Raw genomic sequence first — 26466 nt, 5'->3', positions numbered from 1 at the left:
CGTTGTGGAATAGTGTGACGACGAAGGGTACCAACTGGGTGCGCAGCGAAATCGTGACCAACACGCTGGGGACCAGCAGCCAGGCGACGACGTACGAGTACCTGACGACCAGCCAAAACAATGCGCAGTACGGCAATGTGACGGCGATGCGCACCTACAGCGACACGGTGGGGACGCTGTACCGTTCGCAGGAAACGGTCTACTTCCCGGCCAACACGAGCGGCGGCGTGTACATCGTGAATCGGCCGGCGCAGGTGCTGTCGAAAGATGCGACGGGTGTGTGCAAAGGGGAGACGCGCTATTTCTATGACAACAACACCGCGTACAGCAAGAAGCCGAGCAAGGGCGATGTGACGAAGGTGCGGGTGGGGCAGACGAGCTGCGGGGGCAGTTGGGCCGACACGCGATACCTCTACGACGACTGGGGTAATTCGAAGATCGTGACCGACACACTGGGTCACATGATCACGACCGCTTACGACACGACGGCCGGGGCCTGGCCGATGCTGTACGCCTTGCCGACGAGTATGATTGCGCCGCTCGTAGGGACAACCACCTACGCCTGGGACAAGGTGTTGGGACAGGTGACGAGCGTGACGGACCCGAACCTGGCGACGACCAGCTACAGCTACGATCAGTGGGGGCGGCAGACGCAGGTCATCAAACCCGGCGACGATGCGACCAACCCGACGCTGCGGTTCAGCTACACCAACTATGTCGGGCCGCCGTCGCCGTACTGGGTGAAGCAGGAGCAGAAGGAGAGCGGATCGAACTACCTGGAGAGTCGCACCTTCTACGATGGGATGGGCCGCGTGGTGCAGACACAGGCGGAGGCGGCGGACAGCGGTCAGAGCATCATCGCCAACACGCAATACCAGCCGTTGGGAGTGCTGCGGGCGAGCGTACACTACACCGTCACGGGCGGTCTGGGTGGGTATCGAACGCCGGACTGGAATCAGGCAAAAACGCAAACGACCTACGATGCGCTGGGCCGCGTGACGCAGGTGACGCAGCCGGACGGCACGACGGTCAAGAGCTTCTACCAGGATCGCAAGACCGCGGTGCTGGATGCGCTGAACCGGCAGACGATTTCGGAGACCGATGCGGTGGGACGGCTGTACAAGGTGAAGCAGTACCAGGCCACGGTCAATGGGCAACCCGACTGGGACGCGACGGTGTATGCGCGCTCCGTCTACACCTACACGGTGAGCGACCAGCTCGAGCAGATGAAAGGGCCGGATGAGGCATTGACCGCGATGACTTACGACCTGTTGGGGCGCAAGACGCGCATGACAGACCCGGACATGGGCATTTGGAGTTACACCTACGATGCGGTCGGGAACCTGCTGACGCAGACCGATGCGCGGGGCACGAAGCTGTGGTTTGGCTATGACGGCTTGAATCGGCTGACGCAGAAGCGACTGACAAACGCGAGCGGAACACCGCTGGCGAACTACACCTACGACGATACCAGCAATGATAACAAAGGCAAGGGTCGGCGCACCGGGATGAGCGACAGCTCCGGCATCACGAGCTGGGTCTACGATGCGCGTGGGCGGTTGGTGCAGGAGAGCAAGTACGTCAACGGCACAGGCGGCGGGACGTTCGTGACGCAGTGGAGTTACGATTCCGCCGATCGGATGACCAGCCTGACCTACCCCGGCGGTGAGGTGGTCAACTACACGTACACGGCACAGGGGTTACTCGACACAGTGCGCAGCAACGGCAGCACCTACTATGTCGGTAAGACGCAGTACAACGAACGCGGGCAGGTGATGGAACGCTGGCTGGGCAGCACGGCCGGGGTGGTGAAACAACTGTACACCTACAGTGCGGCCGAGAACTTCCGGCTGGTGACGCTGAAGGCCGGCAACGCGTCCCCCTACACCAACCTGCAGAACATCAGCTACACCTACGACGACGTAGGCAACGTGCTCACGATCGCCGACGCCGCGGCCTACGGCGGGAGCCAGACGCAGAGCTTCAGCTACGACACCCTGGATCGGCTGAGCACAGCCCAGGCCAGCGGCTCGACCACCTACGGCGGCTACACTCAACGCAGCTATGCCTACAGCAATGCAGGCAACATCACAAGCTTCGAGGGCGCGACCTTGACCTACCAGAACAGTGCGCACAAGCACGCGGTGACGCACATCGGCGGCGTGCAGAAATACTGGTACGATGCGAACGGCAACGCGACACGACGCATCAACGGCAGCCAGGACATCACGCTGACCTACAATGCCGAGAACCGGCTGACAGGCATGAGCGGCGGCGTGACTTCGAGCTACGTCTATGACGCCGACGGCAACCGGGTCAAGGAGACCATCGCCGGCGTCACGCGCGTCTTCGTCGGCAATTACTACGAACTGGACAACGGGACGGTCAAGAAGTATTATTACGCTGGTGCGACGCGGGTGGCGGAGAGCAGCGGCGGTGTGCTCTACTACCTGCTGACGGATCATCTCGGCTCCACCGCGCTGACGCTGGACAGCAGCGGCGTCCGCGTGACCGAGCTGCGCTACTATCCCTTTGGTGCGGCGCGTTACAACGCCGGCAACCAGGTGACGACCTACCGTTTCACCGGTCAGCGTTGGGATAGCGGCACGGCGTTGTATTTCTACCAGTCCCGCTGGTACGACCCGATCATCGGGCGATTCCTGGCCGCGGATACGATCGTTCCTCAGCCGCAAAATCCGCAGAATCTGAACCGGTACAGCTACGTCGGGAATCAACCTCTCGGGTTCATCGATCCAAGCGGACACGCAGCCATATGTGGAACAAGTGCAGATGATGGTTGTGGCGGCATAGATGCGCTCCAAAGCATTGAAATGCAACTGCGGCGAGGAAGACTGGATCCAATCGGCGCCAAGCAAGCGTATTATCAGTATTACCTGGCGCACCCTGGCGAGAACGCAGGCGCCTATCAGCCACTCAACCCAACTGAAGAATTCAACGGCATCATCTCGACCGGGTATGCGCAAGCTCAAGCGGAATTGGGCGCAGCAAACCTTGGCGGGTTGGCGCTGGGCGCTGCCACCACCAATGGCGTAATCTTTGAGGCGATGTCCGGTTATGGGGGGAATGCGGCTCTTGGGATGATGGCAATGGTGGGGGGGATTGGGACAGGAGGATCAATATGTCTGAATTGTGGGACGGTTAAGCCAGACCTCGCCCGTAGCAGCGGTAAGCTACGAATTGATCCCGATGGCGCATCCGTGTATTGTACGAACTGCCTACAGAACGGCCAAACACAAGCGGGGCCCAATAAATACTGGGTCAAGTCCTTCGAGAGCTATGAGAGCGAGGCACTCCAGACTGATCTAGGTTTGCCCGAATACACGCCGCAACATGGCAGGCCTGGGCACTTCTCCGTGTTCCAGGGAGGACCGACCGATGAAAACTCATCGTTGTGGCAACGTCTGAATCAGTTCATTAGGACACCAAAGCCCGTGCGCTGGCCTTAGATGCAGGTTGGCTGCTTGCCTCTGCAGCATCGCAGCATTATCGCCACATGATGTAATTCACTGAATCGATAGGGGGTAGATTATGGAACGTAATCGAGAACGAGACAATCGTGTCGCTCGGCAATTGCTGGGCTATGTTGTGAGTGATCTCCAGAGGGAGATTGTCCAGATTGAACATCGGTACTCACAGTTAAGTGATCGTAGTCAGTGGGATGCAATGGTTTGCATTGGGAATCGCGAGTTCCGGTGGAATGAAGTCAAATTCTTCCACATACTGTCAGATGTTTTGAACGAGCTTCCCGATGGTAGCTATCTCGTGATACCACACAACGTACTTGTATCCCATGATGGTATCCTGCAGATCGCCATGCTTGAGGAGCGATTGTATCCTTATTATGAGGATCGGACGCCGGGCGGAGAATCAGGGGGAACCGTCGTCTATCAACTCAAACTCTCATTGGACGATGCATACGTCGAAACTGCAGCATCGACTCAATTTGGATACGCAGTCACGGATTTGGGCGGTGCGATGGAGCAGTTAAGACGACAACTGCCTGAACGCACCCGACTGAGAATCTGCTATTTCTGCAAGTATTTCATCGAGTACAACGATTTCGGCGGCACTGATGATCGACATGACCAGCTCTACTGTTTTAGAGATGCTCCAGACGTACTTAAGCAACTGATGGCGGTGTATCCCGTGTTGAGAGAACATGAGTATCTGTTACTTCAAGGGATACGCGACATGGACGCTTTTCACAGTTGTCCTTTGTTTTCTTATCGCAACAGCGTACCCCACTGTGCCAATGAGGCCTGAGCCACTTCCGTGGCTGAATTTGGGATGTACAATCAAGGTAGGATAGGATGAATGCCACGGCGAGCACGACTAGCATAGGGAGCTATGTGTACGGTGCGTCGTCGCCGGGGAATTGTCGGGCGGGGACGCAGGCGACAAAGCCGCATGCGGTGCAGCAGGCGGGCAGCAGCAACGTCTACAGCTACGACTGCAACGGCAACATGACCGGGCGCACGGTGGGCGGCGTGACCTACAGCCTGGTCTACGATGCGGAGAACCGGCTGCAGCAGGTGAAGCAGGGAAGCACGGTGCTGGCCAGCTACACCTATGACGCGGACGGCAACCGGGTGAAGGCGGTGATGGGGAGCAGCACGACGGGCGGATTTTTGCCACGAATTGCACGAATTGACACGAGGGCAGAAGCTCGATTCGTGCAAATTAGTGAAATTCGTGGCAGAGAAAGCAAGGCGGATTCTTGCCACGAATTTCACGAATCGAAACGAAGGCAGAAGCTCGATTCGTGCAAATTAGTGAAATTCGTGGCAGAGAAAGCTGGGCGGATCTTTGCCACGAATGGCACGAATCGAAACGAAGGCAGAAGCTCGATTCGTGCAAATTAGTGAAATTCGTGGCAGAGAAAGCTGGGCGCACGGTGGGCGGCGTGGCCTACACCCTGGTCTACGATGCGGAGAACCGCTTGCAGCAGGTGAAGCAGGGAAGCACGGTGTTGGCCAGCTATACCTATGATGCGGATGGCAACCGGGTGAAGGCCGACTTCGGCGGCAGCGTGACGGTCTATGTCGGCGCCTACTACGAGAAGACAACGAGCGGCAGCAGCACGACGATCACGAAGTATTACCAGGCCGGCGGTCAGCGGATTGCGCTGCGAGTCAACGGGGTGGTGCGCTGGCTGGCGACCGATCATCTCGGCAGCACGGCGCTGACAGCCAGCGAGACCGGCGGCCGGCTGTCGGAGATTCGCTACAAGCCGTGGGGGGAGAGTCGTGGCATTCCCTTCGGTACGACGCCGACGCAGCGGCGCTTCACCGGGCAGGTGCTGGACGAGGTGGCGGGCGGGTTGTATTTCTACGATGAACCAGCTTTGAGCTTCACAGTGGGGGAGGGACTTTATGCTGGCAATGAATGGACTCCAACTGGAGGAAGGCAAACTACGGTGGGGATTGGATTTGGTGGCGCTGATCTTCAATTGCAGCAGAACCAGGTCATGATCGGACTCGTCAACCCGGCAGGGGTCGGCGGCGGCCGCATCGGGGCACAGTTCAGTGCGCCCGGCGTGCGGGTTCTTGCCACTTCGCAGGCGTACCTGGTGGAAAAGGGCGGGGCAGACGCGCTCGGGAAAGACGCTTTTGGCCGTAGTGCTGCATTGGAATGGGAAAAGTGGATTCCGGGCGGCTACATTGGTAGCACATGGGTCAGCGGTGCGCGACAAGCGGCAGCCTGGGCCAACCAGTGGCCGATCAAGGTGGTGCCATGATGAGCCGAACCTGGAATTACCGATGGCATCGTGGACTTAGCCTTGCAGGATTATTGGTGGTGCTGCAGACGGTGATGGCGTGTGTGGCGCCTGCAAGGTCCGTTTGCGGGAACAATTCCCACGGAAACGCCCATCAATCGCATGAGCGGGGTTTGATGGATGCTACTGACCTGCCGTTTGGATGGCGTCGGGAATCAAGCGGTGTTCCAAACGATCTGAAGGGGGCATTGCCGCCAGATACAGGGACTATCGCGGTCCGACGGGTAGTCCGATTTTCGTTCGGGCAGGACAATCAATCGCCCTGTTGACTGAGGACATTAGGATAGCGAGTGCTTACGAGGAAGCGGCAGCCGCGATGATTCCAGTAGGCTATGCTGACAAATGGCCCTGGCCATCAGAGCTCAATTTCACAACGCATGCCGACCAGATTAGTATTGGATGCAACCCCGGCATGTTCAACGACATCAAGGCAATAACCTGTAGAATGACTGCACGATACGGTAATCTCTTAACGACGTTGGACGGTCAGGTCTTCGAGGATCGCTGGTTGACGATGGCGCAGTTCCGGCATCTGCTGGAGCGGGTGGACGCGAAGATGGAGGCAATACGGGAGCCGCAAGGAGAGGCAACCCCAACGCCCGCACCGTAAAGTCAGTGGTGTGACGCCCGGGTCAAGGAGACCATCGGCCCGACTTTCGGCCACGAATTGCACGAATCGAAACGAAAAGGCCCTGGAATTCGTGAAAATTCGTGTAATTCGTGGCAAAGAAAGCCGGGCGCACAGTGGGCGGCGTGACCTACACGCTGGTCTACGATGCGGAGAACCGCTTGCAGCCGGTGAAGCAGGGGAGCACTGTCGTGGCCAGCTACATCTATGACGCGGACGGCAACCGGGTGAAGGAGACCATCAGCGGTACCTGTATACTTTCGTGGAATTCGTGTCATTCGTGGCAAAAAACGCCGCTGGGACCGGCGGGCAGCGTGTTGCCTTACCGGAGCGCCTGATAGAAAAGGATCCAACGCCAAGACGCCACGGCAGTCACTTCACCCTTTGCGTCTTGGCGTGAAATTTGAGGCCTATTGCGACCGGCATGCATCGCCGGGATTCGCTCATGCCGCGCCTTCGGCCCTGAGCTGCTCGATCTGTTCATCCGCATAGCCCAGGCTGCGCAGCACCTCGACCGTATGTTGGCCCAGGCTGGGCGGCGGCAGGCGATAGCTGACTGGGGTTTCGCTCAGATGCACCGGGTTGCCCACCGAACGCACCGGCCCAACTACTGGATGTTCTTGCTCTACGATCATGCCACGCGCCACCACCTGCGGGTCGTTGAGGGCTTCATCCACCTCGTTGATGGGGCCGCAGGGAATGTCCGCGGCGCGCAGCCGTTCCAGCCAGAAGCTGGCGTCTTGCGTGGCAAACACCTCGGCCAGCAGTGGAATCAAGTCGGCGCGGTGCTGCAGGCGATCCGAGTTCGTGCGGAAACGGGGGTCCTGGCCGACCGTCTGTTCGATTGCAAGCGTCTGGCAAAAGCGCTGCCACAGGCGTTCGCTGCCCACGGCCACCACCATGTGCTTGTCGCGCGCACGGAAGGACTGATAGGGGACGATCGTCGCATGGGTGTTGCCAATTTTGCTGGGCCGCTGACCGGTGGCGAAGTAGGCTCCGGCGACGTGCGTCAACCAGGAGACCTGGCCGTCGAGCAGGGCCATGTCCACCAGTTGACCGCGGCCGGTCTGTTCGCGCACCCGCAGCGCGGAGAGGATGCCGATGACGCTGTAGACGCCGCAGGTCGCATCACTCAGGGGGATGGGATAGCGCATCGGGCCTGAGCCTGGCTCGCCCGTCAGCGCCATGAGACCCGAACGCGCCTGCGCCACCACGTCATAGCCGCCCTGGCCGGCTTCGGGGCCGGTCAAGCCGAATCCACTGACGGCGCAGTAGACCAGGCGCGGGTTGATGGCCCACAGCGTGTCAGGGTCTGCGGCCAGCTTGCGCAGCGATTCCAGGCTGGGCTGGTTGACCACGAACACGTCGGCTGTGCGCACCAGTTGATGCAAAACAGCCTGCGCGGCGGGGTGTTTGAGGTTGAGGGTCATACTGCGCTTGTTGCGATTGGTGCTCAGGAAATAGGCGCTTTCCGTTCCCACAGGGCGGCGCCCAGCCGCGTGACATATCACCGCTGCCAGGGCGCTCGATCTTCAGGACGTCCGCGCCCAGGTCTCCGAGCATCATGGCGCACAGGGGGCCGGCCAGCGCCTCGGTCATGTCGAGAACCTGGATGCCTTGCAGGACAGAGGCTTGTTCCACGAGAATCTCCTTACTCTGAGGGGGGTGGGGCAAGCCGGCGGCTTGCGTTACGATCGGGGTGGGGCAAGCCGGCGGCTTGCGTTACGATCGGCGCGCCGGCTCGAAGCGGCTGTGCGCGGGGGTCAGGATGTTTTGATAGGCCGCGAGGTTGCGGTCGCGCAAGTGATCGAAGATCATGGGGCTGGGCGTGCCATAAGTGATGAACTTGATCGGGTCGGGGTCCAGCTCGGCGAAGGCGACCTCTTCGGTGCCGCGGGCCTGCGCCAGCTTGTGCGCAATCGGGCTGACGATCATGCTGTGGCCGAAATAGTAGTTGCCTCCGGCGTCGGGGCCGACGGCATTGCACGACACCATGTAGACGTGATTATCGTAGGCGCGCGCGCGGTTGGTGAGTTCCCAGATTTCGAACGAGCGCAGCAGCGCGCTGGGGCGCACGATGACCTCCGCGCCCATGATCGCCTCAGCGCGGTAGAGTTCGGGAAAGTCGCCATCGTAGCAGATGGTGATGCCAATGGCGGCCAGGGGCGTTTGGATCACCACCGGCTCATGGCCGGGCGTTGACCAGCCGTTGCTGCAGCCCGCGCCGGGCGCAGCCGGCCCGTTGATCCGTTCCGTGGGGAAAAGATGAGTCTTGCGGTAAATACCGAGCACGTCGCCGTTTGGCCCCAGCAGCGCGGCCGAGTTGTAGACGACGCCCCGCTGCGGGCCGCGCTCATACGAGGGCAGCACCACGTAAGCGCCAACCGCTTGCGCGGCCTTTTGGATCAGCTCTGAGAGGCGACCGGGAATTTCATCCATGGCGTCCCAGAGTTCAAGCGGGCCTACGGTGGGGACGAAGCCGGTTGTCACCGTTTCGGGCAACACGATCAGTTGGGCGCCGGTTTGATCCGCGGCGCGCTGGACCCAAGCGCCGGCCTTGGCGATATTGGCCGTGGCATCCATCGGCGTGATGGCAAATTGCGCGCAGGCAGCCGTAAAACGTTGCATCATTCCTCCTACATGCTTTGGGGGCGGTTCCCGAGTTCGTGCAGCCGTTCCACCACGGCCAACGGCGCGGCCTCCAAGATGTGGATATGGCGATCTTCCCAGACCGCCTGCGCTGCCATTGACAGGCCAGGCGCCACGGCATAGGCAGCAGGCGTCAGCGCCCGAAACGGCCCAGGGTGTTGGCCCACAGTTGCTTGAACGTGGGATCGGTCAGGTCTTGCCCCAGAATCAGCAGATGATGCTCCTCCAGAATGGCGCACACGGTCGAGCAGCGCCTTTTTCGCCGCATTCTCCCACAGTTGCAAGTGGTCATTTTCCGTTACCACCAGGGTGTCTGGCTGAGCCACCCAGCCGTAGAGTTGAATCAGGCCGACGGCGCGCGGCGTGCGCAAGGCCACCTGGCCGGCCTGCACCAAGTGATCGAAGGGGCGGCTGCCGGCGCGCAAGGCACGCGCCAGCAGGTCATCGTAGGCGGTGGCGATGAAATGGCTCACCGGCAAACTCGCCAGCAAGGCGTGCCACGACTGCGGGCCGTGGTCGGCGGCGCCCAACGTCCGCTGCAGGAAATCGGTGAATTCCCAGCGCTGCCCGCGGCGGGCCAGGCGCTGCGCCACCTCAGCCAGGGGCAGACCGGTCGCCAGACCGTAGCGTTGCGCCAGGTCAGCGGCCAACGCCTGGCATGTGGGCACGCCGATCAGGGTTTGCGGAACATCGCCGCCGACCCACAGGGCCAGGCTGCCGTCGGCCAGATGTTCGGCCAGGTCGGAAAACCATGGGAATGCACTCATGGCGCCTGCGCTCCCAACTGCCCGCCGAGCCAGCCAGGTTCCACAACCGCGGTCAGTGCAATGAACCCCAGAAAGAGCAGCAGAGCCGTGACGAAAAAGCCGTCACTGAAACGCCGTCCAAGTCGTTGGGCCAGGAGTCCGCCGGTGAACATGAGCAGATGCAGGAGCAGCAGCGTCACCATGCTGCTGGCAAAACAAAAGATCAGAATGAGGGCAAAATCAACCGCTTCAACCACGCCTAGATTAGGAATGTCCTCTGGGCGAAAGCTCTTGAGCCAGAAAATGGCATTGAGCAGACCAAATGCGGCGCCTATCGCGCGACCGTAGGCCACGATCAACGCGCTGCGTTGACGGCGCGCCACGGCGGTCGCAAACCAATCGGTCAGGGTCGCCCCAGCCAGGCCGATGATCAGCATGACGGCCACATAGCGGGTTTGACTGCTGATGCTGGGCGCGACATTGAGCAGGGGTAGTCCAAAGCCGAGCACGGCCGCGGCCAGGAGGATGGCCCACCAGCCGCGTTCGGTCGCCAGCCGTGCGCCGCGCGATACGACTCACCGCACGCAAGGCCAGCGGCGCATTCGAACTGGCGGCCTGGGTCAGCATCACCTGCGCCAGTTCGCTGTGGAAATCGGCCATCGTGGGGTAGCGGGCCTCCGGCTGCGGCTGGCGCGCCTTCTCGATCACCAGGTCGAAGGCGTCGTCGAGTCCGGGGTGCAGCTCACTGGCGGGGACAAAGGCGCCCTGGCTGGGATTGCGCAGGGTGAGCATTTCGTAGAGCACGGTCGCGGCGGCGTAGACATCGGAGCGCACGTCGGGCAGCCGTCCTTCCACCTGTTCCGGCGCCATGTAGTCCACCGTGCCGCTGACCAGGTTGGTGGTGGACTGCTGACCGGGCGCCAGGAGCGGGCCAGGCCAAAATCAATCAGCTTGACCTGATCGTCCGCCAGGAAGATGTTGGAGGGCTTGAGGTCGCGGTGGACGATGCCGCGTGCATGGGTGTAGGTCAGCGGGCGCATACCTGGCCGATGAGCCGGTAGGCGCGGTCAAGCGACACTGGTTGATTGTCAGATTTGGCGTTGCGCAGCGCCTCCTTGAGCGTTTCTCCGGCCAGAAAGGGCATGACGATGTAGTAGTTGCCCCGGTACTCACCGAAATCGAGCAGCTTGACGATGCCGGGGTGATCGAGTGTACGCAGGGTGTTGGCCTCACGCCGAAAACCGGCCAGCAGCCGCTCGGTCTGCGCCTGCGACCGCTGTAAAACCTTGACCGCGACCGGCTGCTGTTGCTCCGTGTCCCAGGCTTTGTAAACCACGCCGACGCCGCCGATGCCCTGGATGGCCTCGATGCGGTAGCGCGGCGGTAAGATGGCGAGGTTCGGCTGCAGTGTCACCGCACGTTGGTAAGCCTCCAGGCTGGCCGGTAAGTCGCCGAGCGCCAGGTAGACATAATGTAAATTATGATGTGCTTCGGCCAAATCAGGCGGCGGCCAGCGCCTGTTGGTAATAGGCGGCCGCGCGCTTGTAGTTCTGCCGGGCGTACTCCAGGTTGCCGCTGCGCAGCCAGGTCGCGGCCGAGGATTGCGCCGGATCGAAGGCGCGCGCCAGGCGCTCATAAGCTGCGCGCATGGCCTGGATGTCACGCAACTGCTCTTCGCTGAGCAGTGGCACATCGGTCTGGTCAACCAACGTGGCGATGCCGATCTGGTTCATGATGTTATCGAGCGCCGCACCCTGCCGCGTCAGTTCATCCACGGTCAGGCGCGGTGCATCGGACATCTGCGCCGGTTCAACCAGGTCAAATGGCTGGCCGCGCAGGGCAGCTACAGCCTCTGCCAGCTCGCGCAGGAACGCGCCCGGCTCCTGGGTGATGACCGCAATGCCGTTGGTCTCGAACGCGGCGATGTCATCCTCACGGCCCAGCGACTGCACGGCGAAGGCGGGCGGGGTGAATTCCCGTTGTGAGAGGCGAATGGCCTCGTACAGGCGCACGAAGAGGTCGCCAGGCGCCGGCGCGTAGCCGATCAGGAGCAGGGGGCGTTCACGCAGGGCCACTTTGAGGCGGTCGAGCAGGCCCTGGAACTTGGGCCGGCTGAGGACCTCGGCCTGATCGGTTTGGGTGATGACCAGGTCGCCGGGGTCGTCGAACGTGGTCAGGTTGCCGTGGGGCTGGTAGAGCAGGACGCGGGTTTCATCCACAGCGGCCTGCCAGGTGGGGCGCAGCAGGTCGAAAGGCACGCGCTGCTCACGCAGCGCCTCTGCCAGCAGGGGAATCCCAGCCGCCGCTGATGATGACCCGAAAGGGCAGCCGGGCGATGTCACGATGCAGCGGCAGGGGGCGCAGCGCCGGCGCGTGGATGCGCGCGCGCAGGAATTGGATCAACGCCTGGCGTCCGCGGCGCTCTTCGAAGACCTGCGCCATCTGCGGGAAGGAGACGTAACGGCCGCGGTAGGCCACGGCCGTCGCCATTTCATCCGCCAACTGACCGCTGGTGGGCAGGCCCTGGAAACGGCTGTCCGATTCGCCGCTGTCCGGGCCGACGAACAGCACGCAGCGCCCTTCGCTCACATAGCGCGCGACCCGTTCGATGAACGCGGCGTGCTCAGTTGTTTCTAAGGCGGGGGCATTCGCGCGCTGAAAAGGCAGATTTGTCGTCCAAAGACCTCACAAGCAAATTGACAGCCGCAACTTCGGATTCCTGGTCGGCCGGCGGATCACTGTTGACCGGCGCACCCAGCAAGGGCACATTGCGCACGTCAGGCAGGTAGTATTTGACCGCGGGCGAGAGGCGCAGCTCGACGCGCGACAAGCGTGATCGGCTGGCCGTCGTTGGTTCCGACCTGCGGATCGCTGGCGAACAGGATGTCATACATCAGGTAGGCGTCGGCGGGCAGCGACGGCGCGGTTTCGTCAGTTCCGCATCCCGGTAGACCTCTTCGATCGTTTCGGTGAAGACCACGGCGACGCCGATCAGGCCGGCCTGGGCGATTTCTGTCAGCGGCGCACGGGCCGGGGCCGCCAGTGGCGCCTTGCCGCTCTTCAGCGGGTCATATTCAGGCGGCGGCTTCGCATCCAGGCCGTCCCTATTGATCGGCGCCACCAGGATGGACGGTTCGCACGCCTCGAACTTGCGCTCCTGGACAGCATCCGCGCAGCGCTGCAGGTTGTTCACGCCTTCGATGTCGAACATACCCCGCTCGATGGCGAACAGTTCCGGCGAGACGCCCAGCCCAACGGCCGCTTTCGCCAGCACGTTTTGGAACTCCACGGGTAACGGTGTGCGCTGGCGGACGCAGACCTGCAAGGCGTCCCAGGCCAGGCACATCTGCTCGCTGCTGATGAGGGCGAAGGGCTGCGCCATGACCAGATCGCTCTTGAAGGTGCGCAGATCGGCCTGCGCTTTCAGGCCCGCCCGCCTGGCCGAAGAAGTTGAGCAGCTTGCCGTTGGGGCCAAGCGCCAGGACGTAGACCCCGGCGCCAGGTAATCGGGCGGCAGATCGGCCGCCGCCGGGGTGACGTAGAGCACGCCCAGCACCTGGTTGTCGAGCGCGCCGCTGAGCGCCATGTCCACGCTGCGCAGGGCCTCGGGGATGATGAACACGTTGAGCAGGTAGATGGCGCCCCGGCCAGGCTCCGTGTAGACGGTCGTGCGCTCCGGCGCCCAAGCGCCGTCCAACTTCAATGTTCTGGCTTTGGCGATCTGCTGCGCCTGCTCGATGACCTCGTCCGGCAGCAGGATGGGCGGGAGTGCGAGCGGCGTGACGGCATCGGGCGGCGCCGGCGTGGGCGTGTCGGTTGGCCGTGCAACCGTAGGCGACACCCGCGTGGGGATGTCGGTGGGAGCAAGGGTCGGGGTTTCAAGCGAACAGGCTGTCAGCAACACAGCGGTCAGCGCGACGAACAACAGAGAGATCAACCACCGTCCGGGGTGGGAGAAAAGACTGCGTTGAATCATGAGCTTCCTCCTTCGTGACAATAGGTATCCGTCTTTTCCTTGAGCCGCCTCAGCAGGCGATACTCGCCAATCCAATCAGCATAATCAAGCGATTCTTCGAACTCGTCGTCTTCATAACGCTGCACGAACTCTGCACTCGTCATTCTATGCAGACCCTCGAAGTGTTTTAGCCGACGCTCGGTTTGCCAAATGGCATCTTCGAGAATTGGCCTCATTGGTTTTCGCCCCAAAAGATCTTCCAGGCGTCTGCGACCAGCGTCAAGCGCCTGGCGCTCCAAGAAGCGTTTGATAGTCGGCCAGGCCACGCGTTGGATCATCTGGGGCATCGGGGTGGTTTCCGCATCGGTGAAGTAGGTCAAAGCGCGGATCGCACTGACGGCAAAGGTGCGCACTCGCGCGTACTTCACTGATGCAACTTCGAATAACTGCTCAAGCGGTACTTGCTGCAAGATGAAATAGAGGTCAATGTAGTCCGCCGCGTGCGCGACATAATAGCGGCGAGTTTCATGGCGCCGATCTCTTCGATGGTGGCAATTGGCACACCGTCGAGCAAATACGGCGTCTGCGCCAGCGGGTAGAGTGCCAGGCGAAAGAAGCTAACGCCAACTCCGCGCCAGTTCGCCACAAAGGTCATGTCTTTATCAAAGCTGATGGTGAGAGTGGGATCGTCAAAAGCCGCGCGCGGCCGCTATCTTGAAGGCATGTCGGGTTTCTGGCGTCAACGCCTGCCAATAAGGCGCTAGAAGGGCCATACTTGTCTGGCCTCCTGGGCAAAAGGTCGGTGACGCCAACGTCGCAGATCCAGCAGTTTGCGCCAGTAGGTGAACGTCGCGGCCGAAAGCATACGCTCGCCGTGCAGGCGGACGAACTCACGGATGCGTGTGCGGCCATAAACGGTCATCAGCCAGCGAATTTCCTCCCAGGTGCCGTGTTCGAGCGTACGTTGAACGATCAGATCGGCATCCTGCTCGTAGTTGAGTTGACGCGGATCATACTCCTGGAAGTACGGCCACAACCCACTCGGAATGCTGGCGTCCATAATGACGTTCTCCCATGCTCCAATGCTACGTCTGTCAGATGACGGAGTCTGCTTGACATTCGATAGACACAGTGTACCCGGCAGCAGGCGCTACGTCAAGTGCGTTGGCTTGCCTTCGAACGCGCCCCCTCGCGCCCCCTCGCGCCCCCTCGCGCCCCCTCGCGATCGAAAGCCATCCGCCGTCTGGCGATCCGCGGTGACTCTGCGGCCCCGCCTCCGTCAAATGAGATCAAATGAGATGACCGATCACCGTTCTGAGTTCGAAAAACCGCTGGGAGGCCCACCATGCATCATTTGTACGAAACAGCCGGCACCTTGACCCTGATGGGGTCAGGGGAAATGACGACGACGATGGTTCATGTTCACCGTCACATCATGGATGGTATCAAGGGCACGGTGGCGCCGGTTTTCATTGATACACCGGCCAACTTCGAGTTGAATGTGGACAGCATCTCGCAGCGCGCCGTGGAATACTTTGCCACCCACTTTGGCCTGACTCTGGACACCATCTCGTTTCCAACCGCCCACTATCCGACCCCCATCGAGATGGAAGCGGTGCTGCGCAAGCTGCGCCGGGCCAACTACCTGTTTGCCGGGCCGGGCAGCCCCACCTACGCGGTGCGCTCCTGGCGCAATACGGCCGTCTTCGAAACGATGGCCGGCAAGCTGGCCTTCGGCAGCCACCTGGTGCTGGCCAGCGCCGCGGTCACCGCCATGGGGCGTTTCACCCTGCCGGTCTACGAAATCTACAAGGTCGGTCTCGAGCTGCACTGGACCGACGGGCTGGACCTGCTGGGCCGTTACGGGCTGGACCTGGCCGTCGTCCCGCACTGGAACAACAGCAGCGGCGAGACCCATGACACCTCGCGCTGTTTCATGGGCGAGGCGCGTCTGCGCAAGCTCGAGCAGATGCTGCCGCCCACCCTCGTGATCCTGGGCATTGACGAATTCACCGCCTGCGTCATGGAGCCGGCCGGCCAGTGCTGCGCGTCTTCGGTCAGGGCGCAGTCACCATCCGCACCCCTGGACGGTGCGGCCGATCGGGTCTTCAGAAGCGGCGAAACCTTCTCCTTCGACGAGCTGCGCCACCAGGGCAGCCATCGCCGCCCGGCCGGGACAGTCTGCCGCCCACGGACCCCTCCGCGATGCTCTACCACCAAACCAGCGAAGTTGCCCGCGTCTTTCGTCACGTTGATCGAAGAGCGCAACCCGGCCAGCGCGGTGGGCTATCTTCATGCCCTGCAGGAGGCAATTCAAACCGGCAGGCGCAGCAGCCTGCATGAAGCCGTCTTGCCTGAGATCGAGCGGTTGGTGCGTGAGATGTTAGCGCTGCTCGCCATCTGGCTGGAAGGGGCCAATCAGCGCGGTTTCGCGGCCGCGCCGTTGATCTCAGACCTGGTGACGCTGCGTCAGACGCTGCGCAAGGACAGCCAGTGGGCGCTGGCCGACCAGGTTCGCACCATGCTGGATGGCCACAACGTCGTCGTGGAAGACTCTCGCGACGGCAGCAGTTGGCGCTGGGCGCAGTGAGCGACCGGCGACTCAGCGCCGCAGATGGGCCGCAAAGAAAGCCCGGCTTCGTTCGATGAAAAGGTCATCGCTGCGACCGCTGAAGATGTGCCCCTGGCCCGCGTAAGTGAAACATTCCACCGTTTTGCCCAACTGCTGCAAACGCTCGCACAGGTCCGCGGCGATGGGCAGGGGAATGCCGGCATCCTCCCCGCCGTGGTGAATGCTCACCGCGCTCTGCACGCGTTCTAAATGAAAGAGCGGCGAAATCTCATGCACGATCTCCGGCGGCGTATGGTATTCCACCGCACCCCGCTTACCGCCGCTGGCCCGATAGACATAATCGAAATTGCGCTGCTCGTCCCCGCTCAACGCGGCGTAGAGCAGCGTGGCCTGCACAACCGGGCTGATGGTCATCACCCGCAGGGCCAATCCACCGCCCAGGCTGTGACCCCACAGCCCGATGCGCTGCGGATCGGCCGCGGTCAGCAGCCCCGGCTGCCCGCCCTGCGCCTGGACGATCGCAATCAGGTTCAGGATGTCTGCGGTCATGCCGGTGCGGAAGGTATCATCGCCCTCGTCCGACGGCGGGAAATTGCGCAGGTTGGGATGGATGACGATATACCCGGCGCGCGCCAGGGCATCGGCGTAGCGCGTGGTGTAGCTCAGGATGCCGTACTGCGACGGCTCGACATAACCATGAAGGGCGATGATGACCGGGAATGGCCCCGGCCCCGGCGGCACGTTGATGAAGCCGTAGATGGTCAGCCCGTCGCTCGGATAGGTGATGAGGGTGCGCGTAAAACCGGTCGGCGTGTCCACCTGGCCGCGATCGGTCAACGTTCCACCGCCGTAAGCGCGGCCGGCCATCTCAGCAATCGTCCAGCCGGTGGCCTGGCCGGGCGTCAGGACGGCCGGCGGCGCGCTGGTTGACGTTGGCGAGGGGATGGCCGTTGGCGTCTCCGTGGCGGTTGGGCTGGGCGTGGCGGTCGGCGCAGGCGTTGCCGTGGCGCTGGCTGTTGGTGTGGGAACGGCCGTCGCTGTGAACGACGCCGGCGCAGGAGGATGATCTCCACGGTCGCGAGTGCGCCGGTCGGCGTCATTTGGTTGGCCTGGCGCGTTGGCCGCGCCGCCATCCGGCTGGCACGCGCCAGGCCTCCGCGACAGCCATCAGCGCGATCAGCCAGCCGAAACCTTTACGCAACCTTGGTGATGCCCTACTCCGGCCCCACGGGCCAGCAGGCGCCGGTGTCTCATTCCGCGCATTCGCGATCGAGGTAGTAGAGCCATTCGGCCAGCTCATGAGGCGCCAGAAGCCCGCCGGCGTCCGCAGCCTGGATGCGGGTGCGCGGCGCGGTATAGCGATCGAGCAGCAGCACCAGGACTCCCGCCCGATCAGCGTTGACATAAGCCGCCAGCCGCTGCTTGACCGCGCCGTCCGGATCGGCCAGGACGATGTGACCGGCGGCGAATTCCTCTGCCCATGTCCGCGCCTGCTCCTCATGAGCCTGCAGCACGGAGATGAGCACCGCGTCCGTTTCGGTCAGCGCGGCGCGCAGGGACGCCAACTGTTTGGCGTAGCCGGCGCAGACCAGGCAGCGATGGTCATGCGCAAAGAAGATCACCGCCTTGTGGCGTCCGCGCAGGTTGCTCAGACGAAACGGCGTCGCGGGGTGGCCGGCCAGCGCAAAGTCGGGCAGGGGGCGGGAGGCGAGTTCGCCGTGATAGTCCAGCCCACGCGGCAGGGTGAAGGAAATCCGGGCCGCGGCCAGCCAATCCTGCAACTGCTCGATGGTCGGTTCGGCCAGGTGTCCCGGCTGCCCGGCCAGGGTCAGCGTGGGGGTGATGCGGGCACCTCCGTTCAACTGCTCCACCAGGCGGGACGCGTCGGCGTCGCGCTCGACGTTGATTTCGATGAATGGCGCACCCAGAACCCGCAAGCGATGGCGCACAAGCGCCGTATCTTCACAGGTAGGCGCACCGTAGAGCGTGAGTGGTTCAACCATGTTCAGCCCTTTCTGCAGCCTTTTCTACAACCCTTTCTACGGCAACAGCCTGGCCGGACTTGAACGCCTGCACACCGCTGCCCACCAGGGCCAGGCCGATCATCCACACCATCTGCTGCAGATGCAGGAGGATGGCAAAGGCGGTGAGCGCGGCGCGGTCGAAGCCGAGCAGGGCCAGCGGCGCCACCAGCGTGGCATGAAAGATGCCCGGCTGCGTCGGCGCGGAGGGCGGGGCCAGGACGAGGGCGCCCAGGGCGAGCGCCCCCCAGGTGGTTGGGGCAAGCCATCGGCGCCGAGCGCGGCCAGCGTCAACAGGTGAAAGGCGCCAAAGCAGCCCCAGGTGATGAACGACCAGAGCATGGCGGCCGATAAGCGCCTGGAAGTCACGGCCTGCGTGACCCCGGCCAGGACGCCGCTGAGGGCGCGACGGGCGCGCCTCGGTAATGCCCGGCAGGCGCGCCAGAAAGACGGGCGCCCGCGCCAGCACCTGCGCTCGATGGCGCAGCGCCCAGGTCATCAGCGCAGCCAGCAGGCTGACGAGCGCCACCGCGCCCATCACAGCCCCGGGCGCCAGTTGCAAGCGCAGTCCCACCAGCAAGGCGCCGCCCAGTGCCAGCAGGCGCATCACCTGCTCGATCACGCGCTCCACCACCACGCTGGCGGTGATTTCAGCCAGGGGCAGGCCAGTCGTGCGCCCCAGCAGCGCGATACGCGCCGCTTCGCCCGCGCGCAGCGGCAGCAGGATGTTGAGCGCATGCCCCACATTGGCCGCCTGAAAAGCCGCGCCGAGACTGGGCTGGCCGGCCAGGAGCACCCGCCAGCGCTGCGCATAGGCCGCCAGCCCGGCAATGAACGCCAGGGAGGCCAGCGCGCCGTAGCGCAGGTCAGCCTGCTGCAAGGCCCGTGCCGCCGCCGGCATGTCCACGAAGCGCGGAAACAGAATCACAATCAGAACGATGACCGCTGTGCTGGCGATCAGTTTGGTGCGTGTAGACATAAACGTAGATTCCTTTGCCTCTTGGTGTGAGAATCCAGGCACTTCTCAATAACCCGGGGTAGGGGCATGGCCTTGCGCCTGCCCGCGTGGGCGACCGCAAGGGTGCGCCCCTACAAATTGAGAATCCAAGCACCGGGCCATTGTCGGCGAAAACGCGCAGAAAGGCAAAAATAGCGCTTCGGTGTTTCCATCTTTAGGCCATCTTCAGGCCTTCTTCAGGCCTTCTTCAGGCCTTTGCCCACCTGTGGTACAATCAGCGTCACCTGGCGCGTTTGCCAATCTTCCCCGGTCAATTTTCCTCAGGGAGGTGCTCTGATGAAGGCAATTTGTCGTGTCAACCCAAATCGTGCGGGATTCAATTTCGGATGGGATGTAACAAACTGACGATGACGCAGAGCCTGACCACCAAATACTTCGTCGCCGTGGCCGGCAACATCGGCGTCGGCAAATCTACCCTCACACGTTTGCTGACCGACCGGTTGGGATGGGAACCCGTCTACGAAGCGGTTGACGAAAATCCGTACCTGTCCGATTTCTAGCGGACATGCGCCGCTGGAGCTTTCATTCACAGGCGTTTTTTTCTCGTGGCGCTTGCAGCAGCATTTTCACCTCCTGCAATACAGGCAGTCCGTCGTGCAGGACCGCAGCGTCTACGAGGATGCCGAGGTCTTTGCGCGCAACCTGTTCCTGCAAGGGCATCTGAGCGCGCGATTGGGAGACCTACTACGCGCTCTTCAGCACGCTCACGCTGCTCTTACAACCGCCGCACTTGGTGGTTTACCTGCGTGCGTCGGTGCCCTCCCTGCTCGATCGCATTGCCCAGCGCGGTCGCGACTACGAGCAAACCATGTCGCCCGATTACCTGGCGCGCCTGAACGATCTTTACGAGCAGTGGGTCGCCGGTTTCACGCTGTGCCCGGTTCTGGTCGTGGAAACCGACAATCTCAACTACGTGCAGCACGAGTCTCATCTGTCGTTGGTGGCCCAACGCATTCAGGATCGCTTGCACGGTAAGGAAACCCTGGTCTTCTAAGACGAGGATCATCATGATGACAAGAACCAGACAGGAGTAGCCAATGATTCCATATCCGGCGTCCGTGCATGAGGCAGAGGGCGCGTTTGTGCTGACAGCGGACACCCAAATCAGGTGGAACCGCCCACCGCGCCGCTGTTGGCGTTGGGCCATGACCTGGCCGCGCACCTGCGCCCCGCCACTGGCTTTGAACTTCCGGTGGTCACAGGCGCGCGGCGGCCGGCCAGCTGCGCTTGACCACCGTCGGCGCTGACCCTGCCCTGGGCGCTGAAGGGTATCAACTGATGATCCAGCCGGACGCGGTGACGCTGACGGCGCCGCAACCTGCCGGGTTGCACTGGGGTTTGCAGACCCTGCGCCAGCGCCTGCCCGCGGCCAGCGCGTGGCCAACGGTGCAACCGGGGCCGTGGCTGCTGCCCTGCGGCAGTGTGCGCGATCTGCCGCGTTTTGCCTGGCGCGGCTTCATGCTGGACGTGGCGCGCCATTTCTTCGACGTGCCCACCATCAAGCGCATCATTGACCTGCTGGCCCTGCACAAGCTCAACCGGCTGCATCTCCACCTGACCGACGATCAAGGCTGGCGTCTGCACATCGCCCGCTGGCCGGCCCTGACCGCGATCGGCGGCGCCACCGCGGTGGGCGGCGGCCCGGGCGGTTACTACACCCAGGCCGATTACGCAGACATCGTCGCCTATGCGCAGCGCCAGGGCATCATGGTCATCCCAGATTGACATGCCCGGCCACACCAACGCCGCGCTGGCCGCAGTCGCCGCGCTCAACGCCGATGGCGCGGCGCCGCCATTGTATACCGGCACGGACGTTGGTTTTAGCTCGCTCAACTGCGACGACGAATGGACGTATCGCTGGCTGGCCGATGTGATTGGCGAGGTAGCGAGCCTGACGCCCGGCCCGTACATCCACATCGGCGGCGACGAGACAGCCGCCACCCCGCCGGCCGCCTACCGACGCTTCATCGAACGGGTGCAGACCCTGGTGCAGGCGTGCGGCAAACAGATGATCGGTTGGGAGGAGATCGCGCACGCGCGCCTGCTGCCCTCCACGGTCGTTCAGCACTGGCACAGCGACGACGCGCGCGCGGCGGTGCAGCAAGGCTCGCAGGTTATTCTGTCACCGGCCAGCAGAACTTACCTGGACATGCAGTACACCGCCGGCCCCTGGGGCTGCACTGGGCCGGCTACGTGGAGGTCAGGACACCTATGAGTGGGATCCGGCCACCTACCTGGCAGGGGTGGCCGAGGACGACATCCTGGGTATCGAAGCGCCGCTTTGGTCCGAAACCCTCACCACCCTGGCCGACATCGAATGGATGGCCTTCCGCGCCTGGCCGCCCTGGCCGAGATTGCCTGGTCTCCGGCCAACCGCTGCCGTTGGGACGATTTCCGCATACGCCTGGCCGCACACGGCGCGCCCTGGGCGCTTGGCGTCAACTTCTACCGCTCACCGCAGGTTCCTGGTAACCCGACTCCACCGCACGCTGGAGGCGTCAGACATGACCACCTGGAAGAAAATCATCTATGGCGCTGGCGATTCCGGCTTTTCGCTCACTTCCACCGCCCTGGCGTTGCTCTACCTCGACTTCCTGGTCAGTGTGGTCGGACTTGACCCGCGACTGGCCGGGATTTCCATCGGCCTGGGGCGCATCTGGGACGCCTTCAACGACCTGGTCATCGGCACCCTGAGCGACCGCACCCGTTCCCGCTGGGGCCGCCGCCGCCCCTACCTCTTGTTCGGCGCGCTGCCTTTCGGTGTGGCCTTCATCCTGATGTGGGTCGTTCCCGCCATGCCCAGCCAGACCGCACTGCTGATCTACTACACGGCGATGTACATCCTGTTCGACACCTTCTTCACCCTGGTCAATGTGCCCTACATCGCGCTGACGCCCGAATTGGCGCCTGGTTATGACGAACGCACCTCGCTGCACTCCTATCGCATGGCCTTCTCCATCGGCTTCGGTTTGTTGAGGCGGTGGCTCCCCTGGCCATCGTGGATGCCATCGCGGGAGCGGGCGTCAGCGGCCCGGCCCTTCACAGCGCCTATATGGTGATGGCAACCTTGCTTGGGCTGGCCAGTGTGCTGCCTGTCTGGCTGGTTTTTGCCGTGGTGCGCGAACGCCCGGAGTTTCAGGACCTGCCCACGCCTGGCCTGGTGGATTCGTTTCGCATGGCAGCCAGCAACAAGGCTTTCCTGATCGTCGCAGGCGTCTATTTGCTGACCTGGATGCCGATTGATCTGATTCAATTCGTCCTCGTCTTTCTCATCCGCGACTATTTCCGGCTGGATGGCGGCGCGCGCGATCTGATCTTTCTGCTCTTGTTTGGGGTGGGGGTGCTGGCGTTGCCCTTGTGGGTATGGATCTCTCACAAGCTGGACAAGCCGCGCGCTATCAACTGGGCATGGCGTTCCTGGCTGTGGTGCTCCTGGCGCTCAGTTTCAGCCGCCGCCAGGGCGGGCCAACCTGGTCTTTCTCCTGGCCGCGTTGGCCGGCATCGGTGTCTCGGCCGCCCATGCCACCCCGCTGGCGATTCTGCCCGATGTGATTGACTGGGATGAACTGCGCCGCGCCCAGCGGCAGGAGGCCGCGTATTACAGCGTCATCACGCTCATTCAGAAACTGGTCGGTGCGGTGACCATTACCCTGACCGGCACTCTGTTGTCGGCCAGCGGCTACGTGGCCAATGCCAACCTGGTGGATGGGCTACAGCCGGCCACGGCCCTGGGAACCATTCGCTTTCTCGCGGTCCGCTCCCGCCGTCTTCTTCGTGGCCGGTATCATCCTGGTCTCTCTACCCCATCAACTAGGCGCGACACGCGCATCCTCAGCCTGCTGGCGAAACGACGCGCGCAAAGTGGGCCGCCCGCCTGGTGTGAGGATATCTCAACAGGCACTAACTTGCATCGTACTCTGCTTTCCCGTATAATCGCCCTATTGATCTCTGCAAACAAGCTAGAGAAGGAAATGATTGCATGTTCGAAAAGTTACTGGGTATTGACCTGGGCACGGTAAACCTGCTCGTCTACTGAAGGGCAAGGGCATCGTCCTGCAAGAACCGCATCGGTTAAGCCATTGCCAGTGACAGCAAATCGTGGCCGTCGGCCAGCAGCCGCCAGATATGCTGACGCACGCCAGAGAGCATCGAAGCGGCGCGGCCGATGCGCCACGGCGTGATCGCCGATTATGTCGTCACCGAAGCCATGTTGCGCTACTTATCCGCCGCACCTCAGGCCGCAAACCCGCTCTTCGGGCCACGCGTCATGATTTCGACGCCCAAAGGCGTCACCAGCGTCGAAAGCCGTGCGGTGTGCGATGCCACCCTTGAAGCCGGTGGTGCGAGCTCATCTCGGATTCCTGAGCCACTGGCGTCACGGTTGTCGCAGGCTTGCCGATTGACACCTTACCGGCAACATGGTGGTGCACGTCGGCGGCACGACGAAGCAGCCGTTGTTTCTATGTACGACATCGTGGTCTCGAGCGCCATTCGTATCGGCGGCAATCGCATTGACGACGCTATCGTCAACTACGTGCGCAAGAAGTACAACCCTGCTGATTGGCGACCAGACCGCCGAAGAGATCAAGATCAAGATCGGCAGTGCGGTCGTGATGCCCGGAAACATGTCCATGGAAGTGCGGGCCGTGACCAGGTGGCCGGCCTGCCCAAGACGATCACGATTACCTGAGGAAGTGACCGGAGGCCATCACCGAACCGATGCAGGCCATTGTGGGCAGCAGGTCAAGGCAACGCTGAAAAGACCCCACCCGAATTGGTGACCGACATCATTGACCGCGCATGGTTATCACCGTCGTCGGCGCCTCCTGCGCAACATTGACAAATTGCTAACCAAAGAGACCGGTGCCCCTGCGACGTGGTCGAGAACCCCATCGCCTGCGCCGCCATCGGCGCCGGCAAGGCGCTGGAGCTATCATGAAGCGGAGCCTGATGCAGGCCCATCGCGCCGTGGCCGCGGTCAGCGTGCCGCTGTCGCCGGCTACAGGCCGCACGGCAAGATGAGACAACCCGCCAACGAGTGGGGATGTGCAGAGCCAGCAGGCTTGACATCCCCATTTTGTATCAGCCCTTCGACAGTCCGAGCGTTAACTCGTTCGGCGCATGAGCAGGTTTAAGCAGCGAGGAGGATTCACGATTTAACCTACGGTCGTAAGCTTCGACCCACACCCCATTCCGGACCAACTTGAGCGTGGCCGACCCGGTAGACGACTATGGTTCTTGCCTACAACGCGGTTCCGTCTAGTGAAGCGTGCCGCCTGTTCGTCAACAAGATGCTGGCGCCTGATGTCACCGTGGGCGTCACCCTCTCGGTGCGCTTCCACGCCGACCGGACTGGGCCATGCCGCACTGGTGCCGCTGATTGATGCCGGCATGATTGATTGATCGTCAGCACCGGCGCCAATTCCATCACGACCTGCACCGCCTTTAGGCTTTTGAGCTTTTCCAGACCTCGCCCTTTGTGGACGGATGTCGCCAGTGAGCACAGAAGATCATTCGCATCTACGACATCGTCTTCGATCAGAGGTGCTGCTCAAATCCGATGCCTTCTGCGTCATGCGCGCTTTGCGCCGGAATTTCAGCGCCGTCGGAGCACAGCCGAGCTGCACCATCACCCGGGCAAATATGTGCGTGCGCGAGTTGCGCCTGCTGACCCACCGCCTGCTCGGCGCGGCGTTCGACGCGGGCGTGCCGGTTTACACCTCCAGCCCTGGCGACTCGACCATCGGCATGAACGTGGCCGTTGTGCTCGGCTTCGGCGGCCAACCGGGCTTCGACCCGGAGGTTGATGTCAACGAAACGACGGCCATCGTCTACGGCGCCAAGACCAGTATGCAAGAGCGCGGTGCTCATCATCGGCGGCGGCAGCCCCAAGAATTTCATTCTGCACCGAGCCGCACTCAGGAAATCATGCGTAAGCTTTGATTAGTGCGGGCACGATTACTTTCGTGCAGATTACCGACGCCCGGCCTGATACCGGCGGCTCAGCGGCGCGACTTCTTCGGAGGCGGCCGTCACCCAAAGGGGCAAGTGACCCGGATCAACTGCCCGACAGCATCGTCTGTCTGCTATACCGACAGCACGTTGGCCCTGCCCATTCTAACTCGCCTACGTTATAAAAGCACGCGCCCGCCCGCACAAGCGCTCGTGTACGAGCAGCGCCCGGCCCTGCAGCGGCAGGCGTTGACTGCGGTCAGCCTCCAGAATCGGCCGGCTGATTCCGAATTTTGACAGAGCCGCGAGGTAAACATGTCGGGTTACACTTTCTACCGCCGGACGCTTTCTGGGGCTGGTTTTTCGAGGAATTCAGCGCCTACGAACGCAGCTGCGGTCGTGCTGCCCATTCCGTACGAAGTTACCGTCAGTTACAGCGGCACGCGCAACGGACCGCGCGATCTTGTGAGGCTTCCACGCAGGTGGAACTGTTGACCGTGAATTCGATGATGAATTGGCGCTGCGCTGGGCGTCCACATCGCTGCTTCGCGCTGGCGCCGAGCATGGAAGGCCCGGCGGCGATGGTGGATGCCATTCAGGAAGCGGTAATGAGCAGGCCCGCGCAGGTAAGTTCGTCGTCGGTCTGGGTGGTGAACACACCGTCAGCGTGGGCGTGGCGTGCAGGCCTGGCGCAGGTCTTTCTGCGCGGACGGGTCGCTGCTGACCGTGCAGACGGGAGCGCACAGCGATTCGCGCCAGCTACGACGATTCTACCTACAGCCACGCCTGCGCCAAGCGGCACTTCCATCAGCTAGGGCCGCTGGCACGATCGGTATTCGTTCTGTCTGCCGGGAAGAGACCGGACTACATCGCTGCCAACCCTGGAGATCAGCGCGGCGTTTCGCCGAGGAGGTTCATGCAAAGGCCGGAGTATCTGGCTGAACTCGGCAGAGTGGGTCAGGGGTTACAAGGTTTTTCTGACCATTGACGACGGGTGGCATTGATCCGGCGCTGATTCCGGCCACGGGAATTTGAGCCGGCGTAATCGAGTTGGTGGCAACCCTGACGTGATCTCGCACCAGCCCAGAACGCCATTATCGTTGGCTTCGACGCCGTCGAACCTGGCGC

At 62.4% G+C, this 26466-nt stretch carries 31 protein-coding genes and 3 pseudogenes; 20 read left to right on the top strand and 14 right to left on the bottom strand.

Annotation, left to right across the window (positions count from 1 at the left end; genetic code table 11):
* Nucleotides 1–14 precede the first annotated feature (14 nt).
* The 6 genes from IPF85_RS16950 (at nucleotide 15) to IPF85_RS16925 (ending at nucleotide 6763) form a co-directional block, all read left to right on the top strand.
* Nucleotides 15–3467, top strand: coding sequence for an RHS repeat-associated core domain-containing protein (locus IPF85_RS16950; protein WP_343409252.1), 3453 nt, complete (start codon nucleotides 15–17; stop codon nucleotides 3465–3467).
* 82 nt (nucleotides 3468–3549) lie between these two features.
* Nucleotides 3550–4284, top strand: a complete 735-nt coding sequence (locus IPF85_RS16945; RefSeq protein WP_343409251.1) for a hypothetical protein — start codon at nucleotides 3550–3552, stop codon at nucleotides 4282–4284.
* A 47-nt stretch (nucleotides 4285–4331) separates the two neighbouring features.
* A complete protein-coding gene (locus IPF85_RS16940) occupies nucleotides 4332–4883 on the top strand; it encodes a hypothetical protein (RefSeq protein ID WP_343409250.1) in 552 nt (183 codons plus the stop codon).
* 8 nt (nucleotides 4884–4891) lie between these two features.
* The gene (locus IPF85_RS16935) at nucleotides 4892–5758 is read left to right on the top strand and encodes a hypothetical protein (RefSeq protein WP_343409249.1); all 867 of its coding nucleotides are present in this window, start codon (nucleotides 4892–4894) and stop codon (nucleotides 5756–5758) included.
* A 484-nt stretch (nucleotides 5759–6242) separates the two neighbouring features.
* Nucleotides 6243–6407: a hypothetical protein gene (locus IPF85_RS16930; protein ID WP_343409248.1), complete on the top strand. Its 165-nt coding sequence runs from the start codon at nucleotides 6243–6245 to the stop codon at nucleotides 6405–6407.
* 110 nt (nucleotides 6408–6517) lie between these two features.
* Nucleotides 6518–6763 (top strand): hypothetical protein, encoded by a 246-nt coding sequence (locus tag IPF85_RS16925; protein WP_343409247.1) that lies wholly within the window; start codon nucleotides 6518–6520, stop codon nucleotides 6761–6763.
* A 105-nt stretch (nucleotides 6764–6868) separates the two neighbouring features.
* Here IPF85_RS16925 and IPF85_RS16920 read toward each other — a convergent pair.
* From IPF85_RS16920 to IPF85_RS16905, 4 genes and pseudogenes are all read right to left on the bottom strand, one after another.
* Nucleotides 6869–7988, bottom strand: a pseudogene (locus tag IPF85_RS16920) (CoA transferase).
* Nucleotides 7989–8147: 159 nt separating this feature from the next.
* On the bottom strand, nucleotides 8148–9053 hold the full coding sequence (locus IPF85_RS16915) for a carbon-nitrogen hydrolase family protein (RefSeq protein WP_343409246.1): 906 nt from the start codon (nucleotides 9051–9053) through the stop codon (nucleotides 8148–8150).
* Nucleotides 9054–9061: 8 nt separating this feature from the next.
* The gene (locus IPF85_RS16910; protein WP_343409245.1) at nucleotides 9062–9841 is read right to left on the bottom strand and encodes an SIR2 family protein; all 780 of its coding nucleotides are present in this window, start codon (nucleotides 9839–9841) and stop codon (nucleotides 9062–9064) included.
* Nucleotides 9838–10329, bottom strand: coding sequence for a hypothetical protein (locus IPF85_RS16905; RefSeq protein WP_343409244.1), 492 nt, complete (start codon nucleotides 10327–10329; stop codon nucleotides 9838–9840). The genes IPF85_RS16910 and IPF85_RS16905 overlap by 4 nt, the downstream gene beginning before the upstream one ends.
* 16 nt (nucleotides 10330–10345) lie before the next feature.
* Here IPF85_RS16905 and IPF85_RS16900 point away from each other — a divergent pair, with 16 nt between their 5' ends.
* Entirely contained in the window at nucleotides 10346–10780 is a 435-nt protein-coding gene (locus tag IPF85_RS16900; protein ID WP_343409243.1) for a hypothetical protein, read from the top strand.
* 67 nt (nucleotides 10781–10847) lie between these two features.
* Here the strand turns inward: IPF85_RS16900 and IPF85_RS16895 are convergent, their stop codons facing one another.
* From IPF85_RS16895 to IPF85_RS16865, 7 genes are all read right to left on the bottom strand, one after another.
* The gene (locus IPF85_RS16895) at nucleotides 10848–11318 is read right to left on the bottom strand and encodes a protein kinase (RefSeq protein WP_343409242.1); all 471 of its coding nucleotides are present in this window, start codon (nucleotides 11316–11318) and stop codon (nucleotides 10848–10850) included.
* 1 nt (nucleotide 11319) lies between these two features.
* Nucleotides 11320–12078 (bottom strand): SIR2 family protein, encoded by a 759-nt coding sequence (locus IPF85_RS16890; RefSeq protein WP_343409241.1) that lies wholly within the window; start codon nucleotides 12076–12078, stop codon nucleotides 11320–11322.
* A 7-nt stretch (nucleotides 12079–12085) separates the two neighbouring features.
* On the bottom strand, nucleotides 12086–12391 hold the full coding sequence (locus tag IPF85_RS16885; RefSeq protein ID WP_343409240.1) for a hypothetical protein: 306 nt from the start codon (nucleotides 12389–12391) through the stop codon (nucleotides 12086–12088).
* A 322-nt stretch (nucleotides 12392–12713) separates the two neighbouring features.
* A complete protein-coding gene (locus IPF85_RS16880) occupies nucleotides 12714–13796 on the bottom strand; it encodes a hypothetical protein (protein ID WP_343409239.1) in 1083 nt (360 codons plus the stop codon).
* Nucleotides 13793–14188 (bottom strand): hypothetical protein, encoded by a 396-nt coding sequence (locus IPF85_RS16875; RefSeq protein ID WP_343409238.1) that lies wholly within the window; start codon nucleotides 14186–14188, stop codon nucleotides 13793–13795. Before IPF85_RS16875 ends, IPF85_RS16880 begins: the two co-directional genes overlap by 4 nt.
* 11 nt (nucleotides 14189–14199) lie before the next feature.
* Nucleotides 14200–14430, bottom strand: a complete 231-nt coding sequence (locus tag IPF85_RS16870; RefSeq protein ID WP_343409237.1) for a hypothetical protein — start codon at nucleotides 14428–14430, stop codon at nucleotides 14200–14202.
* A gap of 105 nt (nucleotides 14431–14535) precedes the next feature.
* A complete protein-coding gene (locus tag IPF85_RS16865) occupies nucleotides 14536–14835 on the bottom strand; it encodes a hypothetical protein (RefSeq protein WP_343408530.1) in 300 nt (99 codons plus the stop codon).
* A gap of 285 nt (nucleotides 14836–15120) precedes the next feature.
* Here IPF85_RS16865 and IPF85_RS16860 point away from each other — a divergent pair, with 285 nt between their 5' ends.
* On the top strand, nucleotides 15121–16365 hold the full coding sequence (locus IPF85_RS16860; protein ID WP_343409236.1) for a hypothetical protein: 1245 nt from the start codon (nucleotides 15121–15123) through the stop codon (nucleotides 16363–16365).
* A gap of 12 nt (nucleotides 16366–16377) precedes the next feature.
* Here IPF85_RS16860 and IPF85_RS16855 read toward each other — a convergent pair whose 3' ends face one another.
* A complete protein-coding gene (locus IPF85_RS16855; RefSeq protein ID WP_343409235.1) occupies nucleotides 16378–17214 on the bottom strand; it encodes an alpha/beta fold hydrolase in 837 nt (278 codons plus the stop codon).
* Between the two features lie 19 nt (nucleotides 17215–17233).
* Between IPF85_RS16855 and IPF85_RS16850 the strand changes: the two genes are divergently transcribed.
* Nucleotides 17234–17413 (top strand): hypothetical protein, encoded by a 180-nt coding sequence (locus IPF85_RS16850; RefSeq protein WP_343409234.1) that lies wholly within the window; start codon nucleotides 17234–17236, stop codon nucleotides 17411–17413.
* Nucleotides 17414–17597: 184 nt separating this feature from the next.
* Here IPF85_RS16850 and IPF85_RS16845 read toward each other — a convergent pair whose 3' ends face one another.
* On the bottom strand, nucleotides 17598–18350 hold the full coding sequence (locus IPF85_RS16845; RefSeq protein WP_343409233.1) for a redoxin domain-containing protein: 753 nt from the start codon (nucleotides 18348–18350) through the stop codon (nucleotides 17598–17600).
* Nucleotides 18343–19347: a lysylphosphatidylglycerol synthase transmembrane domain-containing protein gene (locus IPF85_RS16840; protein ID WP_343409232.1), complete on the bottom strand. Its 1005-nt coding sequence runs from the start codon at nucleotides 19345–19347 to the stop codon at nucleotides 18343–18345. Before IPF85_RS16840 ends, IPF85_RS16845 begins: the two co-directional genes overlap by 8 nt.
* A gap of 365 nt (nucleotides 19348–19712) precedes the next feature.
* On the opposite strand from IPF85_RS16840, the gene IPF85_RS16835 reads away from it, so the two are divergent.
* From IPF85_RS16835 to IPF85_RS16785, 11 genes and pseudogenes are all read left to right on the top strand, one after another.
* Nucleotides 19713–19886 carry a deoxynucleoside kinase gene (locus IPF85_RS16835; RefSeq protein WP_343409231.1) on the top strand — a complete coding sequence of 58 codons (174 nt, stop codon included), beginning with the start codon at nucleotides 19713–19715 and terminating at the stop codon, nucleotides 19884–19886.
* Between the two features lie 209 nt (nucleotides 19887–20095).
* A complete protein-coding gene (locus tag IPF85_RS16830) occupies nucleotides 20096–20380 on the top strand; it encodes a deoxynucleoside kinase (RefSeq protein WP_343409254.1) in 285 nt (94 codons plus the stop codon).
* Nucleotides 20381–20604: 224 nt separating this feature from the next.
* Nucleotides 20605–20805, top strand: a pseudogene (locus tag IPF85_RS16825) (glycoside hydrolase family 20 zincin-like fold domain-containing protein); the annotation flags it as partial.
* 39 nt (nucleotides 20806–20844) lie between these two features.
* Complete coding sequence (locus IPF85_RS16820; protein WP_343409253.1) at nucleotides 20845–21111, top strand: family 20 glycosylhydrolase; 267 nt, start codon at nucleotides 20845–20847, stop codon at nucleotides 21109–21111.
* Nucleotides 21074–21601, top strand: a complete 528-nt coding sequence (locus IPF85_RS16815; RefSeq protein WP_343409230.1) for a family 20 glycosylhydrolase — start codon at nucleotides 21074–21076, stop codon at nucleotides 21599–21601. Before IPF85_RS16820 ends, IPF85_RS16815 begins: the two co-directional genes overlap by 38 nt.
* Nucleotides 21602–21890: 289 nt before the next feature.
* Entirely contained in the window at nucleotides 21891–22445 is a 555-nt protein-coding gene (locus tag IPF85_RS16810; RefSeq protein WP_343409229.1) for an MFS transporter, read from the top strand.
* Entirely contained in the window at nucleotides 22367–22942 is a 576-nt protein-coding gene (locus IPF85_RS16805) for an MFS transporter (protein ID WP_343409228.1), read from the top strand. Before IPF85_RS16810 ends, IPF85_RS16805 begins: the two co-directional genes overlap by 79 nt.
* Nucleotides 22878–23405, top strand: coding sequence for an MFS transporter (locus tag IPF85_RS16800; protein ID WP_343409227.1), 528 nt, complete (start codon nucleotides 22878–22880; stop codon nucleotides 23403–23405). The genes IPF85_RS16805 and IPF85_RS16800 overlap by 65 nt, the downstream gene beginning before the upstream one ends.
* A 125-nt stretch (nucleotides 23406–23530) precedes the next feature.
* A pseudogene (locus IPF85_RS16795) lies at nucleotides 23531–24076 on the top strand (rod shape-determining protein); the annotation flags it as partial.
* 806 nt (nucleotides 24077–24882) lie between these two features.
* Entirely contained in the window at nucleotides 24883–25329 is a 447-nt protein-coding gene (locus IPF85_RS16790) for a hypothetical protein (protein ID WP_343409226.1), read from the top strand.
* 491 nt (nucleotides 25330–25820) lie between these two features.
* Nucleotides 25821–26153, top strand: a complete 333-nt coding sequence (locus IPF85_RS16785; RefSeq protein ID WP_343409225.1) for a hypothetical protein — start codon at nucleotides 25821–25823, stop codon at nucleotides 26151–26153.
* Nucleotides 26154–26466 lie beyond the last annotated feature (313 nt).

This window comes from Candidatus Amarolinea dominans (assembly GCF_016704685.1).
GTDB classification, from domain to species: domain Bacteria; phylum Chloroflexota; class Anaerolineae; order SSC4; family Amarolineaceae; genus Amarolinea; species Amarolinea dominans.
Note: the sequence above shows the minus strand (reverse complement) of the source record. Positions and strands in the feature narration are given on the sequence as shown.

What these genes read in the sequence shown, in the direction of transcription:
- IPF85_RS16815 (WP_343409230.1), top strand. Translation starts at nt 21,074, where the DNA reads ATGCGCAGCGCCAGGGCATCATGGTCATCCCAGATTGACATGCCCGGC.
- IPF85_RS16840 (WP_343409232.1), bottom strand. Translation starts at nt 19,347, where the DNA reads ATGTCTACACGCACCAAACTGATCGCCAGCACAGCGGTCATCGTTCTG.
- IPF85_RS16860 (WP_343409236.1), top strand. Translation starts at nt 15,121, where the DNA reads ATGCATCATTTGTACGAAACAGCCGGCACCTTGACCCTGATGGGGTCA.
- IPF85_RS16945 (WP_343409251.1), top strand. Translation starts at nt 3,550, where the DNA reads ATGGAACGTAATCGAGAACGAGACAATCGTGTCGCTCGGCAATTGCTG.
- IPF85_RS16930 (WP_343409248.1), top strand. Translation starts at nt 6,243, where the DNA reads ATGACTGCACGATACGGTAATCTCTTAACGACGTTGGACGGTCAGGTC.
- IPF85_RS16835 (WP_343409231.1), top strand. Translation starts at nt 19,713, where the DNA reads ATGGGATGTAACAAACTGACGATGACGCAGAGCCTGACCACCAAATAC.
- IPF85_RS16870 (WP_343409237.1), bottom strand. Translation starts at nt 14,430, where the DNA reads ATGACCTTTGTGGCGAACTGGCGCGGAGTTGGCGTTAGCTTCTTTCGC.
- IPF85_RS16900 (WP_343409243.1), top strand. Translation starts at nt 10,346, where the DNA reads ATGGCCCACCAGCCGCGTTCGGTCGCCAGCCGTGCGCCGCGCGATACG.
- IPF85_RS16910 (WP_343409245.1), bottom strand. Translation starts at nt 9,841, where the DNA reads ATGAGTGCATTCCCATGGTTTTCCGACCTGGCCGAACATCTGGCCGAC.
- IPF85_RS16855 (WP_343409235.1), bottom strand. Translation starts at nt 17,214, where the DNA reads ATGGCCGGCCGCGCTTACGGCGGTGGAACGTTGACCGATCGCGGCCAG.
- IPF85_RS16820 (WP_343409253.1), top strand. Translation starts at nt 20,845, where the DNA reads ATGCTGGACGTGGCGCGCCATTTCTTCGACGTGCCCACCATCAAGCGC.
- IPF85_RS16845 (WP_343409233.1), bottom strand. Translation starts at nt 18,350, where the DNA reads ATGGTTGAACCACTCACGCTCTACGGTGCGCCTACCTGTGAAGATACG.
- IPF85_RS16810 (WP_343409229.1), top strand. Translation starts at nt 21,891, where the DNA reads ATGACCACCTGGAAGAAAATCATCTATGGCGCTGGCGATTCCGGCTTT.
- IPF85_RS16865 (WP_343408530.1), bottom strand. Translation starts at nt 14,835, where the DNA reads ATGGACGCCAGCATTCCGAGTGGGTTGTGGCCGTACTTCCAGGAGTAT.
- IPF85_RS16940 (WP_343409250.1), top strand. Translation starts at nt 4,332, where the DNA reads ATGAATGCCACGGCGAGCACGACTAGCATAGGGAGCTATGTGTACGGT.
- IPF85_RS16880 (WP_343409239.1), bottom strand. Translation starts at nt 13,796, where the DNA reads ATGATTCAACGCAGTCTTTTCTCCCACCCCGGACGGTGGTTGATCTCT.
- IPF85_RS16915 (WP_343409246.1), bottom strand. Translation starts at nt 9,053, where the DNA reads ATGCAACGTTTTACGGCTGCCTGCGCGCAATTTGCCATCACGCCGATG.